The organism is Dendronalium phyllosphericum CENA369 (assembly GCF_016056275.1).
Lineage (GTDB): Bacteria > Cyanobacteriota > Cyanobacteriia > Cyanobacteriales > Nostocaceae > Dendronalium > Dendronalium phyllosphericum.
The window spans coordinates 13475-32015 of the sequence record NZ_JAECZA010000233.1 but is presented as its reverse complement, the minus strand read 5'-3'; the positions used below and the strand labels follow the sequence as shown (position 1 = coordinate 32015).

Here is an 18541-nt window from a genome sequence, read left to right as displayed (position 1 = left end):
AATTTGGAAATAATTAATTTTTCAAGCGTGCCATTCCACTATTGCGCTGTCAAAACTTCCAACTCACTGTCCCCTGTACCGTAAATGGATCTTCAGGATAAACAAGTTGGATAGTTCGAGGGGTGAAGTACTGAACATTGAACAGATTCTTGAAGTTGAGAGCGATCCCAAAGCGATCTCTTTGGTAATACACAGCTGCATCAGTACGTAAATAACTGGATACACTGAACGCATTGTTCAAATCTCCCTGCCGTTCGCCTACATAAAACAAACCCAAGCCAAACCCTAATCCTTGCAGGCTACTCTTGGAAAAAGTGTAAGTCGTCCATAAACTCGCGCTATTGAAAGGGACATTCGGCAGTCGATTGCCAATAGCATATACATTATCCTTTGTCACCTGTGCATCCGTGTAAGCATAGGAGGCAATCACATTCCAGCCTGGCAATATCTCCCCCGTCACATTGAGTTCAATGCCTTGGCTACGTTGCTCCCCCGTTTGGACATTAAATGTAGGATTATTCAGATCGGTTGTCAAAACGTTCGATAAAGTCAGTTGATACAAAGCAAGAGTTGAAGATAGCCTGCCGCTGAGGAAATCACCCTTGACTCCTACTTCGTATTGAGTGCCAGTACTGGGTTTAAATAAACTACCCCCAAACGTGGTTCCAGGATTTTGGGAGAAGGATTGACTGTAGCTGGCATAGAGTGAGAGAGGTTGGATAGGTTGATAGACAAGACCTACACGAGGACTAAATGCAAAGTCTGGTTGACTTCGATTAGCATTTGCATTTAAAAAGTTAGTAACGCTGTTCTCGACAAAATCTCCTCGTCCGCCGAGGACTAACTTCAGGTTAGGAGCAAGGGTTACTAAATCTTGAATATAAAGGCCGATGTCATCATTGATCGTTTTTTGATTCAGTGTAGAAGTAACAGCACCAATCGGCTGAGCATAGACGGGGTTAAATAGATCAATAGAACCAATAGCACTCATAGTCCGATTGTAAATATTGATCTCTCTGTACAAATCAAAACCTGCGACTAATTCATTCTGAAGACCGCCGATTTTAAATTTACCTGTCACATGATTGTCTAGAGCATACTCGTTATCCACACCTGGCCCTCCTATATCGGTTTGCTCTGAGCGTCTCAGAGTCCGACCATTAGGTTGTAGAGCAACAGAATTGGCACTATCTCTTAAAAAGCCAACAAACCTAACCTTAAAAGCATTCACCCAGGACCAGTCATCACTAAAGCGATGTTCCAAGTTATAGCCTAACAGAACAGAGCTAGTGTCGTTTTTGGCGTTCACATCCAATGTGTTAAGACTGAGCGGAATCTTTCCGTTTGGGTTCGACAAAACAGTTCCCGCAGCAGGTAGCCCTGTTCTTGGAAACTGGTGCTGGTATCGGAACTCTGTTTCAAAAGTCACTTTTGTATTGCGATCTATTTGCCAACTAACAACAGGCGCAATTAGATAACGCTGGGAGTTAAAAAAGTCAACAAAGCTTTCTGTATTGAAGTAAGAAAGATTTAATCGATAAAGGAGCGTTTTGTCAGAATTAAGAGGTCCAGAAATATCTAAAGTTGGTTGATACAAACTATAACTACCAACAGTCATACTGGCAGCAAAATAAGGCTCGCTCAGGGGCTGCTTAGTGATAAAATTAATCGTGCCCCCTGGATTGCCTTGTCCATAAAGGACAGAGGCAGGTCCTCTCAGAACTTCTATCTGTTCAATGTCGTTGAGTTGAGTTTGTCCCGTTGTAGCTCCTCCTACATAGTCCTTAAGACCATTGTGAAGAATGTTGGTCGTCTGAAAACCCCTAACTGTGAAGACATCACCATTGCTGGGTGAATTGAAAGCTTGGATAACACCGACGCTTCTTAAAGCATCAATAGCGTTAATGGCTCCTTGAGCCTGCCAACTCTGCCGGGGAACCACTTGAATCGATTGAGGAATGTCGCGTAGTGGCGTTGGTGTTTTTGTGGCTGTAGTCGCGTCAGGAACGTTATAGCTGCCTTCAGCCTCCCCAATCACCTCTAACTCAATGGGCGGTTGCTTCTCTGGTGTCGGTGTTGGCTGCTGTGCCGTAGATCTAGTACTTGTCACTCCAAACACTAAACCTTCAGTCTGACTATCAAACAACTCCACCGCAGGCGTACCTGTTTCCCCAACTACTGTCACCCGCAGGGTGTTAGCGTCGGCATTGGCAACTTTCACTAGTGCAATTCCAGCAACTGGCTTTGATTGTTGAAAACTATTCCCACTCGCCAATTGCAACTGAGCATTGGGTATATTCACAATGTAGGAATTACCTTCAGTTTTTGGTGAAATTGATAACTGCTTAGAATTGGGTGTAACTAAAATTAACTCTATTCCTTTGTCAGTAATGTTCAACTTCACATCTGTAACTGAGACAACAGAAGTTGTTGCTTGAGTGATTTGAGAAGCAGAGTTCTGATTCCTGGGTGTTCTCAATAAATACACAGCACTGCTGTTGCTATGAATCTCTGTAGTTGGTTCAACTGCTTTAGTGAAAGTTTTTTGCCATGACGACTGCTGTTGATTAGCTTTAGTATTTAGGAGCTGTTGACCCGAAACTGGTACAGCGTAGACGGGCATCGGCTTGTCGATAGACATCGCTAAACAAGAACTACACAGCAAAAGACTACGGTAAAAAAACACAAATTGTTTTTGTAAATGCACTCTTCAAACCCTCACACTATTGACCAAATAAGCCCAAAATAAAAAGTTAAAAACCGAAAGTAGAAAAAGATAAGCTTAATATTTCTTTTGACTTTTAACTTGGAAATAATTAATTTTTCAAGCGTGTCATTCCACTATTGCCCTATCAAAACTCCCAACTTACTGTTCCCTCCACAATAAATGGGTCTTCAGGATAAACAAGGTTAATATTTCGGGCGGTGTAGTATCGAACATCGGACAGATTTTTAAAGTTAAGTGCGAAGCGAAGGCGATTTATTTGATAGTAGACAGCAGCATCAAGGCGTAAATAACTGGGTACACTGAACGAGTTGTTCAGATCCCCCTGCCGATCGCCAACGTAAAATAAACCCAAGCCAAACCCTAACCCTTGCAAATCTCCCTTGGGAAAGGTATAAGTCGTCCACAAACTCGCGCTATTCTCAGGAACATTTACTAGTTGATTGCCAATAATTGATAGGTTGCTATCCTTTGTCACCTGTCCATCCGTATAAGCATAGGAGGCAATCACATTCCAGCCTGGCAATATCTCGCCTGTAACGTTGAGTTCAACACCTCGGCTACGTTGCTCTCCTGTTGCGATAGAGTAGGTGAGATGATTAGGATCAGTCGTCAAAATATTGGATAAAGTCAGTTGATACAAAGCCAGGGTTGAAGACAGCTTGCCACCGAAGAAATCAGCTTTAACTCCTACTTCGTATTGAGTACCACGACTAGGTTCAAATAAATCACCCTCAAACGTAGTTCCAATATTCTGGGAAAATGATTGACTGTAGCTGGCATAGAGTGAAACGGGTGGGATAGGTTTATAAACAAGACCTACACGAGGACTAAATGCAAAGTCTGATTGACTTTGATTGCCACTTGCCCTTAAAAAATTGGTAACTTGATTATCGACAAAATCTCCGCGTCCGCCCAGAACCAAGTTCAGGTTATTGGTAAGTGAGACTATATCTTGAACATAAAAACCGAGCTGATCGTTTTTAGTTTTTTGATTAATTCTAGAAACAATACTACCAGGAGATTGACCGTAGACAGGGTTGAACAAATCTAGAGGAGCAAGAGACCGCATGGTCTGATCGAACTGAACAATGTCTCTATACAAGTCAAAACCAGCAACTAATTCATGCCGAAAGCTGCCAGTTTTAAATTTACCTACCACATGACTATCTAGAGCATACTCGTCATCGGCAGCAGGCCCTAGATAGTCTTGCCGTGTGCGGTTTATGCTCCGTTGATCGGCTCGTAAAGAGCCAGGATTAGCAGTATCTGTTCTATATCTTAAAGACCTAACATTAAAAGCATTCACCAAAGACCAATTATCACTAAAACGATGTTCAAAGTTATAGCCCAATAGCATGGAACGACGATTGTTTATGGCACCTTCATCTAATGTGTTGACATTGAGCGGAATCTTTCCGTTTCGGTTCGGCAAGACAGTTCCCACAGCAGGTAGCCCCGTTCTATGAGCTTGCTGCTGGTCTCGAAACTCGCCTTCAAAAGTCAGCTTCGTATTCTTACTTATTTGCCAACTCAAAACAGGTGCAATTAGATAACGCTGATTGTAAAAGAAGTCAACAAAACTTTCTGTGCTGATGTAGGAAGCATTTAAACGATAAAGCAGCGTTTTGTCAGAATTGAGAGGCCCAGAGATATCTAAGGTTGGTTGATAGAAACTATAACTACCAAAAGTCATACTGGTAGCGAAGTAAGGCTCACTCAACGGCTGCTTGGTAACAAAGTTAATCGTACCACCCGGATTACCTTGACCGTAAAGGACAGAAGCTGGCCCCCTTAGAACCTCCAACCTTTCAATGTTAGCAAGTTGAGATTGTCCTGATACTGCTCCTGCTGTATAGTCCTTAAGACCGTTGCGAAGGATATTGCTCGTTTGAAAACCTCTAATTGTAAACACATCACCATTGGTCGGCGAATTAGCGGCTTGGATAACACCGACACTTCTTAGGGCATCAATGGTATTAACGGCTGCTTGATCCTGCCAACTCTGTCGAGGAACCACCTGAATCGACTGAGGAATGTCCTGTACCCGCCTATTAGTCCGAGTTCCCACAGTCGTATCGGGAACCTGATATCTGGTGTTTGGAGTACCAGTTACTAATAGTTCTATTGGCTCTTGGTTTTGCTCAGGCGTAGTTGTTGGTTGTTGTGCAGTTGAGGCTGTGGTACTCACTTCAAACACTAGACCTTCAGTAACACTATCAAACAACTCCACCTGTGGCGGACTCTGGTTCCCCACAACCGTCAATCGCAAGGTGTTGTTACCAGTATTTACAATTGTTACCTCGGTAATCCCTGCTACTGGTTTTTCTTGTCGAAAACTCTCTCCACTGGCAAGCTGTAACTTGGTATTGGGAATATCTACAATGTAAGAATTTCCTTGTGTCTTCGGTAAAACTTGCAATCTCTCTGAGCTAGCCGTAACTAAAATTAACTCTATTCCTTTATTGGTGGTCTTCACTTTCACATCTGTAACTGACACTACATCAGTTGTGAGTTGACTTTGTTGAGCGATCGAGTTCTTTACTCTGTTGACCCTCAATAAATATGATGTATCGGTGAAAGGACGTTCTATAGAATTGAGTTGGCGAACTTCTGATATAAGTGTTTGCGATCCTCCTTTAGGAGCCGCCTTGACTGCGGAACGCTCCGCGTAGCTTGCTTCCCCGTAGGGGTACGGCGATCGCTTCCTTTTCCAATTAGTGACTAAAGCAGATTGAACAGAGGTTTTTCTGGCTACCGATGCGTAGGCGTAACCCGCCGCAAGCATTGCTTCTTTATTTACTTGGGACTGTGCAAGAGTTGGCTCTTGCTTGACTAGGTTACTGCCAAAACCGACGCAAACACTTGCTAGGAAACTTAGCAAACACCCATTGCACACACCCCAATAACTGCTCATTCCACTTTCCTACTAATCTATATGCCAATATTCTTTACTTCCGCAAGTAAAGTTTACATAGCGAAGTATAAGCAAGATTGAGTAGGAAATCAACCATTTATCTTGTTTTCCAGACAATTGTCATGAAATATTTGCTACGACTTCCCCAGTCTTGCTGATGTCATAACCGCCGAGAATTTGTAATTGCGATCGCACTAACCGATTTCCTAAAATATTGAGAAACTGCTGTACTGGTGCTTCTTCCAAGTATTCCTTGAGAATCACCAAATCGTATCGCGCACTATGAAGAGGAATAAATCCCAACCCAAAGGTAGCGGCTATAGATGCCGTACTAATACCTGCATCAGCGACTCCTGAGACTATAGATAAGGCAACCTCCTGATGGTTGTGAACGATACGAGCGAGTCTTTTCACAGCCTCCAATGGTACTTGTTCCTCTTGAAATTTCCGTTCTAAAAGCATCCGATTACCAGAACCCACTTCATGGGTGACAACAGTTGCTCCAAATTCTACTAAGTCGGAAACTGTTTTAACTTTCATTGGGTTTCCTGGTTGAACTAACAATCCCTCTTCCCAAACCCCAAGAGTAATCAAGACGGCATCCTTACCTGTTAATACTTTTCGCACAAAGGGAATGTTATGTTCGCCAGTATGGGGATCGTACAAGTGCATTCCTGCAATATGTACTTCACCTCGACACAGACTATGCAATGCAGCCATGCTGTGGGCAAAACGATAATGAACTCGCAGCTGTGGATGCCAACGTTCAGTTGCTCTTGCCAAGAGGGAAAGCACAGGCGTACAACCAGCAATCGCAACTGTATTGTGCAATTTGTCTATATCATCCAAAAGCCGAACCAGGACTTTGTTTGTACCTATCTGGCTCTCTACTTCACCCTCCGGGTGACGCTCGTTCCTCACTTTTGTTGAGGCTAATGGCAGTTTGCTTTTGCTAGATAACCCGTCCACCCTTACAGGCGACGCTCCTACATTGCTATCGCTTGTGCCAGTATCACTCCCTACAACGGGATAGCTTGCTGCAACTACCTCACCATCAGATGGAATCATTTCAATGCGAAAAGCATCTCTGCCTAATAGGGGATAAGCTATCCATCGATCTCCAATCCGCGCTAGACTAACTTGCGATCGCTGTACATTAGGGATCGAACCAACAAGAATTGCCTCAATTTTAGGTAAATCCTCCTCTTCTAGCCAGAATAAGTCTTCAACTTGACAACCAAGTGCCTTAGCTAAACGCAAGCAAATAGCAACAGAAGGCGCGCATTGTCCCGTTTCCACAGCAGCAATAGACTGACGGGTAACACCAACTATATTAGCCAGCTCTTGCTGACTCATGCCTAGACGATTCCTAATTGCTTTCAGGTTATTGCAAATACTTGTATCCTGCTTCATAAGGCTGTATCTCTCCTACAAAAAGCCGTAGCAGACATATTTAAGTGTCTAATTAATAGCAAGGTCTTTCAACGTGCACCTTTTCTGCTGGAAGTCTTAACGTGCACCTTTTCTGCTGGAAGTCTTGTTAATGCTTTTGTAATTTTGCGTACATCTTGTCAGTATACTTACCAGATTTTTGTTTTTGTTGGAAGTCAAGTAATTTCAGACTTTTTTATTAGTTTGTTACTGTTTTTTGTCTCCTTTTAGCAAGAATACCATACATATAGCCAAAATCATTGCTAAAGAATAAAAAATTTTTCCTTGTACTTTATCAGAAATAGTGTATTTAGAGATACAGAAACTACCACAATTTTGTAGGTTATCTTAAATATAGTTATGTACAGATGCAGGCGCAGAACGCTTGTAAGCTTGAGGCGATGTCTGTTTTGAAAAGTGACGCTCCAGGGTCGCTTTAGCGACGCTAATATATGCCTGTGGCAAGCCTTACCCTGCGGGAACCCTTACCCTTTAAGAACACCTTTGGTGAACGGGGAACGACTACTCTTCTCCCAAGGGGAGACGCTACGCGAACGAGAACGGCTAGCCTTTGGTAATGCTAAGGGCGAACGCCGAACGTCGAACGAGTTCAACAGTTCCCTACAGTGGGAAACCTGCCTACAGGACTGTTTCAGCGCAAAGCGTCTAGGTCAGAAACTTCCGCTCCAACGCCAGTTGTTTCTTTTGTCAAAGACGTTATGCATCGCTTGCTTCGACTTTAGAGTACAAGTCGGGAAACCTGCTGCGGGCGTACTGGCTCAACTTTTCGCTACACAGGCTACACCTGTGCATAAATAAGGGAACTCCAATAAATAATTATTCAATCCCTGTATGCAACACTACCATTGAGATTCTCCTCCTTAAGAGCCTCCCCAAATCAAAAAGCTTCAACAGCAATGGGATATTTATTTGTCAGTCCCTAATTCACACTTGGATTCACCAACGCCCAGACAAAATTTTATGCGAGTGGTGAATTTAAGATATCCTTTTTATGGTTTTCGGATAATGCTACAAAATAGCTACTTAGTTGTAGGCAAAGGACACATTGGTTTAGCGACAGCTGTTTATTTGAGTAATCAAGGATACACTGTTTACCTTTTCTCTCGCCGTTCTTCTATAGTTGCCCAGACAAGAACCATTAACTCAATTGGATCGGTTTCTCCTGGAAGTTATCTAGTTGCAGCTTGTTCCAATAATATTTATGAGTTGGCAGCACTAAATGGTGGTAAGCTACCACTCAACGTATTGATATGTTGTCGCGGTCAAGACATCGAACCCTACGCCAAGATTTTAGCTGAATATGTTAATCCTCAAATGAACGTTCTGGTTTTTTGCGCTAGTCGCTTTGCAGGTCGAGTTTTTTGTCAGGAACTCCAGAGATTGGGAATAACTGAGGAACAATTGCCTGTTGTGGGTGATGTCAACAATACTCCGTTCGTTAGTCGCAGTAATACGGAGGATCGAGTCAAAATTAGTACGCTTACTAACAAGTTCTTTGTGGCAGCTCAGAACCAAATTATGACAGATCGGATTGTGAGCGCTTACCAAACTGTCTTTAGTAATTTATGCGCTGCGACCTCGGTTTTAGAAATTAATCTCAATAAAGTTAATGACATTATCCACCTTCCCCTGCTTCTGGTTTCATTAGCTAGATGGGAATCTGGTGAGGATTACAACCCTTATCATAACCTTGGTCGTCGAACTGTTGGACTTATCGACCACCTAGATCGCGATCGCATTGCAGTAGGTGAAGCACTGCAAGTGCCTAACTTAATTGATATCAAAAGCCACTATCAGATTGCATATGGAACCACAGCATCGTCCCTTTATGAACATATGCAGCAGGTTGGAGCCTACTCCAGTACGACGCTGTATAACCCTCATCACCGCTATTTGGTTGAGGATCTGCCTTATGGCTGTTTTCCCCTACAAGTTTTAGCTCGCCTAGCTGGAGTAGAAACACCATTTCTAGACAGTTGCATCACAATCGGAAATAAGTTCCTTGATATACCTCTGGAGTGGAACGCTGAGTTTCTAGAATTGGATCGGTATCAGCTCGCTCAAGAACTTTAACTCATCAAACTCACGTCTTCTTAGTTTTGTAGAAATTAGTAGAATTGGCTACTTGATAATCCTGTTGAAGAATTGAAAAGTCATGATGGCTCAAAACAATGGCAATGGCAACATCCATCATACTTTGCGATTCATTCAGTTTCTCTTCCAATTAGTTGAGCAAGCGCGGCACGCTAACTGCTATGGTGATTTGTCCTGTTAATCGAGCAGTTTTAGAATCAGCATTTTCATCTAGTTTGACTGATTTTGAAGATGCTGTTCAGATAGCTTGTGCTGTTGCTCAAGGATTGGATGCAGTTGTCACTCGTGATACTGATTTTTCAAATACATTAATTTCTGTTTTAAATGTTGAGGAGGTTCTGCAACAACTAGAAGCTGGTGAGTAGTTTAATTCAATTCGATCTCGCCGCCCAATAATTCAAATGCAGCGGACGGTCGAAAGCCACTGGTGCTGAGTTCGGGATTGTCTACCGCCGCTGATTTGAGGCGTTATGCTGCAAAGCAATCTTCCGCACAAAACTTCAGACTACTAAGTGTCATTGCCAGATATAAATCAGAACAAACAAAACAATCCAGATGACATCAACAAAGTGCCAGAAAATAGAAGTAGCATTGACACCAAAATGACCTGTGTCGTAGTTACCAGGGATGAAAGAGCGACCCAAAACAAGTATCTGCAATAAAATGCCAGTGAGAACGTGCAAACCGTGGAAGCCTGTGAGTAAGTAGAACATCCCACCAAAGACTCCTGTAGTAAAGCCAAAAGAAAGGTGACTCCACTCGATAGCTTGTCCGACTAAAAAGTAAGTTCCCATTGCGATCATTAGGAAAAGAAACTGGCGAAATTTCATCAAGTCGTGGCGTGCAAGGGCGCGTTCTGCCAAGTAGATGACAAAGCTACTGGAGATAAGAACCACTGTATTAATTGCCGGATCTCTGACTTCCAGTCCAGAAACACCAGCAGGCAACCAGTCAGAATTTGTTGTTTTGTAGACAATATATGCGGTAAAAAAACCGAGAAAAATGAAAGTTTCTGAAAGCAAGAACACAATGAAGCCAAACATCTTGCTGCGTTCTTCATCATGGGTATGCTCGTGTGAAGGATGGTGTGATTTTCCTGAAATGATGGAACTGTCCATTGCTTAAATACTCCTATATATTTATCTCACGCTCCAGACGCAGAGAAAGACTTAGAGGGGAAAGGAAGTAGTTTGCGACGCACCTCATCTCAAACTCTCCCTTCGGGTGACGCTCGCAAGCTCGCTAACCTACGCTAACGGCAGTAATGCTCCTTCGTCGCTACCGCTTCGCTAACGCAACCGACGAAAACCGCCTTTCGGGTTCGCCACTTTGCCATCCTTCACATGCGCCAAGACGGCAAGTGGACTCACCAGGACTGCGACTGCTTCACTACGTACCTGTGCGTAGACCTCTGCGACGGCAGTCGCTTATGGGGGAAACCCCAAGACCGCACTGCCTCCCCTCTGCGTTAAAACTAATGCTCAGCTACCAAAGGTTCAGACTTACCGTAGCCATAGGGTTCACCCACAACAACTGGAATTTTCTCAAAGTTCTCTACAGGAGGTGGTGAAGCAACCAGCCACTCTAGTCCAATAGCCCGCCAAGGATTCTTCGGTGCGTGCTGGTCATGTATCCAAGAACCAATCATATTCAAAATGAACGGCAAAGTGGATACGCCTAGCATAAATCCTCCAATACTGGCGATAATGTTCCAAAATTCATACTCTGGGGCATAAGAAGAAACTCGACGCAACATTCCTTGCAATCCTAATGGATGCATTGGAAAGAAGTTGAGGTTAGTACCAATGAACGCTAGCCAAAAGTGCAACTTACCCAAGCCCTCATAGTACATACGTCCAGTCATCTTAGGGAACCAGAAGTAAATCGCAGCAAACATCCCCATCGTGACTGTGCCATATAGAACATAGTGGAAGTGACCCACCACATAGTAAGTATTATTGACATGGACATCAATAGGAACAGAAGAAAGGGTGATGCCTGTGATACCTGCAAACACAAACAAGATTAATGCACCAAATGCAAACAGCATTGGTGTATCAAATCGTAGCTTACCACCCCAAATCGTTGCAGTCCAAGCAAATACTTTAATCCCAGTAGGCACAGATACGAACATGGTTGTGAGCATGAAAACCATCCGCATCCAGCCGGAAGTACCGCTGGCGTACATATGGTGTACCCAGACTATACCGCTAACTCCAGCAATCAGGAGTGATGAAATAGCGACAATTTTATAACCGAACAGAGGTTTGCGAGCAAAAACAGGGAAAATCTCCGAAAAGACTCCAAAGACCGGCAGAATGATTACATAAACAGCAGGGTGGGAGTAGAACCAGAAAAAATGTTGAAATAGAACCGGGTCGCCTCCCTTGGTGGGGTCAAAAAAGCTAGTTCCAACTGTTAAGTCGAGTAAAAGCATGACTGCACCTGCTGTTAACACAGGTAGTCCAAACAGTTGAATTATCTGGGCGCTAAATACGTTCCAAACAAAGATGGGCGTGCGGAAGGGTGTCATCCCAGGTGCGCGCATCGTAATAATTGTGGTGACAAAGTTAATCGCCGCCATGATTGAAGAAACACCTGATACTGCCACTGCCAGAAGCCAGATAACCTCACCATTGATTAAGTTTCCTGTCGGGTTTTGCACGCTGACGGGAGGGTATGACCACCAACCTGCTTGCGCTGGCCCACCTGGTACAAAGAAACTGACCATCAGTAGGATAGCAGCGACTGGTACCATCCAGAAGGCAACAGCATTAAGTCTGGGAAACGCCATATCTCGCGCCCCAATCATCAGAGGCACAAGATAGTTAGCAAAACCTGTAAGTATAGGAAATGTCCATCCAAATAGCATCACACTGCCGTGCATGGTGAACATTGCATTATAAACACTACGATCAAGGAGGTCTGCTTTTGGAGTAATCAATTCTCCACGGATGATCATTGCAAATAGACCACCGACTAAAAAGAGAATGAAAGCGGTAACAATATACTGAATACCGATAACTTTGTGGTCTGTGCTGAAGCTAAAGTAGTGCTTCCAATTATTTGTAGGTTCGTTTTGAGGTGCGTTACCTGTAATACCTTTAACAGAAATATTTGTCATTTATCTTTTTCCCTTTGTTCTCTGTCATTTGTTTACTCATTTTCTGGTTGAAGGATACTTGAAGGTTTGTTCCTCGCGCAGAAGCGTAGAAGTGCATAGAGGAAGAGAGTAAGACAAGTGACTAATTACTTTGTTAGAGTTGACTACAGGTGCTTTTGCAGGTACTACTGTAGTCCAACCTTTGACTAATTCTTTTGACTCTTCGGCATATTCGGAAGCTGCTTGATTATTTGCTATGCACGGTCTACGGTTTGCTGTTTCTGCCAGCCATCTTTTATAATCTTCAGGGGACTCGACAATGACATCTGCCTGCATAGTTGCAAAGTAAGTGCCGCTAAATTGAGAATCGGTCAATTGATATTTGCCAGTGCGAATAGGGGTGAATTCAAAGTCAATGTTACGGTTGGGAATAATGTCTTGCTTGACTCGGAAAGCGGGAATATAAAAGCCGTGGATAACATCTTCTGAATGCAATGCTAAACGGATGCGATGATTGATGGGCAAATGTAGTTCGGTACTAGTGATATCTGTTCTTGGATAGCGGAAAACCCAAGCCCATTGTTTGGCATCGACTTCAATATCTTCAACTGGAAGTCCCTCAACATTCCCCTTGTCCTCTTTCACTGGTGCAGCAGATGCAGATTTCGTTAGCGTTGGAATATGCAGATGCATAGCTTCCATTGGGCCTTGAATCCCCATTTGCTCGTAGATTTGGTAACTGTAGCCAGCAATCCAAAATACTAGCAATACAGGAATTGCCGTCCAGACAATTTCTAATGTGATATTTCCTTCAATTGGAGGGCCATCGCTAGTATCGAACTTCTCTGCTCGATGAAAAATTGCTGAATATATGAGTGTTCCTGTAACTCCCAGGAAGATAAATGCTCCCAGTGTGATTAAGAAACTAAACAATCTATCGACGAGGTGCGATTCTGCTGCGGCTTGAGGAGGCATCCAGGAATATGTCCACTGTCCTATCAAAAGACTAACAGCAGTTAAGGCGATCGCAATTCCACTCAAAATCAAAATTTTTCGGATTTTCATGATTACCTCAGTAGCGAGTTGGGATCTTTACCCAAGCGCAACAACATATCAGCAGTATTGTGAACCCCAAACTCAGCACCTAAGTGCGCTCCTAGCGTACCGTGGATGAACATGATGAATATAATGAACAGTCCAGAATATAAATAAGCCCACTGCACCTGTTTACCGTCATCCCGATCCCAAATGTAGCGCTGCAATCCTCTCCAGATAGCCATCCCCACAATCAGTCCTAGCAAAAAAACACCACCTACACCATGCCAAAGCATTGTTTCTGTTGCTTCCAATCCCCAGGCACTTTTAACCCCAGCAGGTGGTTGTGCCAACATAATTTCGTAAAAACCTGCTGCCACTGTAAACAATGTGATCAGTGCCGAGCCTAGCATGTTGTACCAACCAGCTTCAAAGAAGCTAGAACGATTAGCAGGAATTGCTAAAAACTTGAAGATTGGTTTTTGTAGAGGGAACAGTGTACCAATGAAATCAAAGGTAATGCCAAGGATGAACAAAGCTATAGTCAGATGAACTAGATTTGGGTGAATAGGTATAGGATAAGGCAACCCATTTGCGCCTAAATGACTTCTTAATTGCTCAACAACTTCAGGATTCATCGTAGTAAGCCCTCCTTCACGGCTTCAACAACAGGTACAGTATGCAGTCCATATACCCAAACCAATTCATCTCCGAAATACACCTGTACGCCTACTAATATGGTCAAAACTAGACCTGCTGCTAGGTAATAAACTGATACTTTTTTTGGATTACGGCAATGAATTACATAACGCCAAGCTGTGATTGCTGCAAGAATTCCTGAAAGTGACCAACCAAGGATAGTGTGTAAATTAAGTACTGGTTGAACGGCATCATAAGGTTGTGCTAAACCTGCTTCAAATTGACCAAAAACAACGGCGATGAAGATGGAAATTGTAGCGAAAAACATATTCCACCAACTCACCTCGAAAAGACGATAGTTATTAGTAAAGTAAGCAATAACATCACACAAAAAGGCAAACAATACCATCGCAATCACAAAATGGACAATGATGGGATGTATTGTATCGGGGTACGGTAAGTTATGGTTGTTCAGAAGACTCTCAAGCATGGTATTCTACTCATGTGTTAGTTAGTATTTTCGTAATTCGTAATACTTGCTCCGGGAGAAACAAGCTCCTAATACCTAATAGTAAGCAAGCTACGTAGTTAAGAAAGTCAAACTTTATTTAAATTTCTAGATTTGTATCTCTTGCATTCTTTTTTCAAATTGGTATAAAGTCTTAAACAAAAACGCAAGGATATTAAATATCATTAATATCGCTTGCAGATTGATGCACTTTAGCAAAATTGAAAATACTTGGATGATTTGACTTTTCTTCTACGTTAATAAGCTAGGGAGATACAAAGACCATATCTTTAAGTGTGCTTTTGATTCTCTCTAGATAAAGAATATCATACATCTGGCAAATCTACTTGCGTTTACCAAATTATTTTCAAAGAGTAATTACGGTTACAATTAATCAGAAGCTAGAGTATTTTCAGTCAACAACTGCTTTTTTTCTGTTGCTTCTGGGTTAGCAATTTTGACCTGTTCCAAAAACCGAGATATCCAAGGCAAAGCTCCAATGATTGCTGTTAAAACTACTAAAAATACAGCTATACCAAAAATTTGGTCGCGAGGAATTTCGAGAACACCGCGTAAAATTACCTCTCTCAAAGCAGAAACAATAGTAATTTCCACTGCTGCGGTTACGGATGTCCGTTGTTGTTGTAGATGATCGATTAATAGACGAAACAACTCTACTAAAATTAAAATGAATAAGATATCAGATGTTACTTGTCGTAAATCTAAGGGATGCAAAAAGGATAAGAACATATCTCCCAGTCGGATGAGCATTACACAGAATAAACCAAGACATAGAGAAATGATAATAAAGTCTTGAAAAAACTCTAGGTTACGTACAATTCTATTTCGTTGTAACCAATTGTTGAGTTTGAAAATCAGTTCTTTTAGCATAGTATTTCCTAATAGTCTAGGTTCATTTATCTCCCTAATCAAAAATAGTGCTGAGTAATTAACACTATACTCAGCACTCGTAACTCGGCACTGTATTCAATCCCATAATTTAGCTATGGGGTTCTACTCAGCACTATTGAACTATTTTGAACTGTTGATGTTATGTAAATTTTCTGTGGGTTTAATTTTAGATGTCGCTGTTATTAGGTTATTCGCAGCCTTGATAATCTCTTGTAAGTTTTGGTTAATCAGTTCCTCATTAACAGAGGCATCTGCTAAGTAGGTTTCTACAAAAATCTCCACTCGATTAATAATTATCTTGCTTAGAGAGCGTAGTTTGTTTAAATCTTTGGTAGACAAGTCGTTCATTGTTTGAAGTTCCTTTCTGTTTCGTGGGTTAATTCTACGTTGTTGGTCGGTGATTATCATCACAAGAGCGATTCTTACAGGTCAGCTCTTGTTTGAAAGATAAAGCTTGTTGGAATATCTCTCACAGCAGTTTTTAGTGTTGCTGAATCAGGATGTGATTGATTTACGCAGAGTTACCCAGACGTAGAAGAAAAGAGTGTGATTTTGGGTATCAACTCAATCTGTAATCCAAAATCTGTCTTGAAAAGTTGAGCCAGTTGCGTGGGCGGTGAGTGCAGCTACACGTGCGGCTCTGCCGCCGAGTGGACTGCCGTTAGCGCAGCGTTAGCGACATAAGGAGCGTCACCCGAAGGGGTTTTCCGACTTGAGCAAACTGGCGTTGCTCAACAGCGGGAACCCTTGCAGACAACGTCAGTTGCTTTTAGAGCAACTTGAAGCCGAAGTTGTTGAGAGTTTCACGCAAGTATTTGCATCCTTTTAAATAGTCTAAGGTTGCGATCCGCTCGGCTGAATTTTGCGACCAATCAACAGCGGCATTCATTTTTTGTTCTATATAGAACTCTTTCATGATATCGTTGTAGTGAGCGATCGCTTCATCTTGTTCTGCTAATTTATAGGTTTCCCGGTGGAATACAACTGACTGTGGTAAACGCGGCTTAATAGCAGGTTGTACTTCAGGATTGGGATAACCTACAGACAATCCAAATACAGGGAACACAAAAGGTGGCAAATTTAGTAGTGTTGCCACCTCTTGTGTATTATTACGGATTGCACCAATATATACCGTTCCCAAACCAATAGATTCAGCAGCTAGAGTCGCATTTTGCGCTGCTATCGAGGCATCGATTACTGCTTTAAACAACAATTCTATGTAATCTAGAGCCACATGAGGTAATCCGCGACTGTCAGCAATATGAGCCATACGACCTAAATCTGCCAACCAAACCAAAAATACAGGAGCCTGGTTAACCCATGCTTGGTTATTAGATAGCTTGCATAATTCTGCTTTGCGCTCTGGATCTTCAACCGCTACCACACTCCAAGTTTGCAAATTAGCTGAACTAGCAGCAGATTGAGCAGATGCAACTAGCCATTCTAGGGTTCCTGGTGGTAAGGGGTCAGATAGATAAGACCGAATTGAACGGTGAGATAGTAGCGTTTGTAGAGAGTCGTTCCAGTCAATTTCATAATTGAAGGGAATCTCACCGTAGCGCGATCGCAATAGTTCTGTAGGATTAGTCATGGTCAACTTTCAAACTCCAACACTTTTTTACGATTTCACAGGGATTCCCAACAACGAAAAACAGGGAGAACAAGGAAGAATTAGAAAATCAGAAGGCCGATTAACTCACAAAAATCGGTACAATCCTTGTTCTATCAATCTGAAAAAAGCAAGACAGTGTTAATCATAGATTCTAGCTTGGTTAGGTTTTGTTCATGGGGCTTATCTATATCTGATGGATAAAAGCCTTTTGAAATATAAACTTCATCATTTTCTTTGACGGAAGTGACAAAAGGGGGGTAACGCTCTATCACTTTCAGGTTGAGATATACGGCAAGCAGCAGCAACAGAAGTATGGGAAGGATTTGGATTGCAATGTTGGAGAAATTGTAGAATTCTTTATTCATATCAGGCATCCACAGAAAAATACTTGACTGCTACGCGGCTAGCTGGGTTTCTCCAAAATCTGGGGTTAGGCGATCGTTGTGAAAAAAAGCAACTCGTAAAGCCAGCCGACACTCAGATACAGGGCAAGTAAGCGGAGTTACTGTATGCCAGGAATTATCAGAACGCACGATCGCAACTGAGGAATCGCTCAGGGGTAGAATGTCTTGGAAGGTAGATTCCGGTTGGGAGTCTTTAAGAATTCGCAAACAGCCTCCCCAGTCACTAGACCATTGTTGATTGAAAAATAGCAGATGAGTTAAAACTTTGTTCGGCTCGTCTGTATGAGGGTGATGCAATTGTCCTAACTTATATCGACGAAACCCAATATCCATTAAACAGTCTTTTAGCTCCAACCCAGACATTTTAGCCATTGCTGTGCGGTAAGAATCTGTCCACAGTCCTTCTATCAACTGCCGCCAGAGATTACTAAGGTGTCCCAAGTCACTGGTAAGTCTGCCTTGTGCCATTCGCTGTCGCCAGCGGCGATCGCTAGATTTGAGCATCAAAGGAATATCCTCACTACTGGCAAGCATCTTTCCCCAAGAGTATCCATATCCCTCTCCCTCCGACAGGTGAAATTCCTCGTGGGGAAAACTGGCAGTTAGTTCTACGCTTGCCTCTGTTGAGAATAGGTTTTTAATCAAAGCCCAATTATATGGGACTTTTTGCATTGCTGTGGTATTAATGGACTCAAAATTGAGCATGGTAGAAAAAAATAATTTACTATAGTTAACCAATCCTGACTGCCCTGGACATCAAGTGGTGTTATGACAACGCAGTATCAACAATTAATTGACCTCTACAACTGGTATCACTACTCAAAATAGCTAAATAGGTCAAGATCGACCTCTGTAGAATCAAATCGCTGACTCCGATTTTTAAGTAATTTTGGTTGGAGAGTACGCACTAAGGAGCGCAATACATCAGTTTTAGTGCGTTGATGGCGCTTACAGTACTGCTCCAAAATTTGCAGTTCTTCTGTTGACGATTGAAAGGTAATCCATCCTTGATCTTTTCTCGGCATAGTTAACACCAATTTAGTTGGTAACATGTTAGCACTTGGTACAATAATTGCGCTTGCAATAAAGACAAAATTGTTATGCATTCTTAATCAACTTCAGTAATCAGTTATCAGTTGT

The 18541-nt window shown here is 42.4% G+C and carries 16 protein-coding genes and 1 pseudogene; 3 read left to right on the top strand and 14 right to left on the bottom strand.

What is annotated here, in order from left to right; all coding sequences use genetic code 11:
* Positions 1–49 precede the first annotated feature (49 nt).
* The 3 genes from I8752_RS26960 to I8752_RS26950 form a co-directional block, all read right to left on the bottom strand.
* Positions 50–2641: a TonB-dependent siderophore receptor gene (locus I8752_RS26960; RefSeq protein ID WP_214435295.1), complete on the bottom strand. Its 2592-nt coding sequence runs from the start codon at positions 2639–2641 to the stop codon at positions 50–52.
* A gap of 211 nt (positions 2642–2852) precedes the next feature.
* Positions 2853–5642 carry a TonB-dependent siderophore receptor gene (locus I8752_RS26955; protein ID WP_214435294.1) on the bottom strand — a complete coding sequence of 930 codons (2790 nt, stop codon included), beginning with the start codon at positions 5640–5642 and terminating at the stop codon, positions 2853–2855.
* A gap of 120 nt (positions 5643–5762) precedes the next feature.
* Positions 5763–7055: a substrate-binding domain-containing protein gene (locus I8752_RS26950; protein ID WP_214435293.1), complete on the bottom strand. Its 1293-nt coding sequence runs from the start codon at positions 7053–7055 to the stop codon at positions 5763–5765.
* Between the two features lie 525 nt (positions 7056–7580).
* Between I8752_RS26950 and I8752_RS26945 the strand changes: the two genes are divergently transcribed.
* From I8752_RS26945 to I8752_RS26935, 3 genes are all read left to right on the top strand, one after another.
* Positions 7581–7892, top strand: coding sequence for a hypothetical protein (locus tag I8752_RS26945; RefSeq protein ID WP_225895938.1), 312 nt, complete (start codon positions 7581–7583; stop codon positions 7890–7892).
* A gap of 207 nt (positions 7893–8099) precedes the next feature.
* Positions 8100–9167: an NAD/NADP octopine/nopaline dehydrogenase family protein gene (locus I8752_RS26940; protein WP_225895937.1), complete on the top strand. Its 1068-nt coding sequence runs from the start codon at positions 8100–8102 to the stop codon at positions 9165–9167.
* 155 nt (positions 9168–9322) lie between these two features.
* The gene (locus I8752_RS26935) at positions 9323–9553 is read left to right on the top strand and encodes a PIN domain-containing protein (protein WP_214435290.1); all 231 of its coding nucleotides are present in this window, start codon (positions 9323–9325) and stop codon (positions 9551–9553) included.
* Between the two features lie 150 nt (positions 9554–9703).
* On the opposite strand, the gene I8752_RS26930 is transcribed toward I8752_RS26935, so the two are convergent.
* The 11 genes and pseudogenes from I8752_RS26930 to I8752_RS37640 all read right to left on the bottom strand — a co-directional run.
* Positions 9704–10306 (bottom strand): cytochrome c oxidase subunit 3, encoded by a 603-nt coding sequence (locus I8752_RS26930; protein ID WP_214435289.1) that lies wholly within the window; start codon positions 10304–10306, stop codon positions 9704–9706.
* Positions 10307–10662: 356 nt separating this feature from the next.
* Entirely contained in the window at positions 10663–12312 is a 1650-nt protein-coding gene (locus I8752_RS26925) for a cytochrome c oxidase subunit I (RefSeq protein ID WP_214435288.1), read from the bottom strand.
* Positions 12313–12348: 36 nt separating this feature from the next.
* Positions 12349–13356, bottom strand: a complete 1008-nt coding sequence (locus I8752_RS26920) for a cytochrome c oxidase subunit II (RefSeq protein ID WP_214435287.1) — start codon at positions 13354–13356, stop codon at positions 12349–12351.
* 2 nt (positions 13357–13358) lie between these two features.
* Positions 13359–13964 carry a DUF2231 domain-containing protein gene (locus I8752_RS26915; RefSeq protein WP_214435286.1) on the bottom strand — a complete coding sequence of 202 codons (606 nt, stop codon included), beginning with the start codon at positions 13962–13964 and terminating at the stop codon, positions 13359–13361.
* Positions 13961–14455: a DUF2231 domain-containing protein gene (locus tag I8752_RS26910; protein ID WP_214435285.1), complete on the bottom strand. Its 495-nt coding sequence runs from the start codon at positions 14453–14455 to the stop codon at positions 13961–13963. The genes I8752_RS26915 and I8752_RS26910 overlap by 4 nt, the downstream gene beginning before the upstream one ends.
* A gap of 408 nt (positions 14456–14863) precedes the next feature.
* Positions 14864–15364, bottom strand: a complete 501-nt coding sequence (locus I8752_RS26905; RefSeq protein WP_214435284.1) for a phosphate-starvation-inducible PsiE family protein — start codon at positions 15362–15364, stop codon at positions 14864–14866.
* Positions 15365–15505: 141 nt separating this feature from the next.
* The gene (locus I8752_RS26900) at positions 15506–15733 is read right to left on the bottom strand and encodes a hypothetical protein (protein ID WP_214435283.1); all 228 of its coding nucleotides are present in this window, start codon (positions 15731–15733) and stop codon (positions 15506–15508) included.
* 421 nt (positions 15734–16154) lie between these two features.
* Complete coding sequence (locus tag I8752_RS26895) at positions 16155–16976, bottom strand: NADPH-dependent oxidoreductase (RefSeq protein WP_214435282.1); 822 nt, start codon at positions 16974–16976, stop codon at positions 16155–16157.
* 134 nt (positions 16977–17110) lie between these two features.
* Positions 17111–17362 (bottom strand): hypothetical protein, encoded by a 252-nt coding sequence (locus tag I8752_RS26890; protein WP_214435281.1) that lies wholly within the window; start codon positions 17360–17362, stop codon positions 17111–17113.
* 30 nt (positions 17363–17392) lie between these two features.
* Positions 17393–18073: a 2OG-Fe(II) oxygenase gene (locus I8752_RS26885; protein ID WP_225895936.1), complete on the bottom strand. Its 681-nt coding sequence runs from the start codon at positions 18071–18073 to the stop codon at positions 17393–17395.
* A 224-nt stretch (positions 18074–18297) separates the two neighbouring features.
* A pseudogene (locus I8752_RS37640) lies at positions 18298–18426 on the bottom strand (TOBE domain-containing protein); the annotation flags it as partial.
* Between the last annotated feature and the right edge of the window lie 115 nt (positions 18427–18541).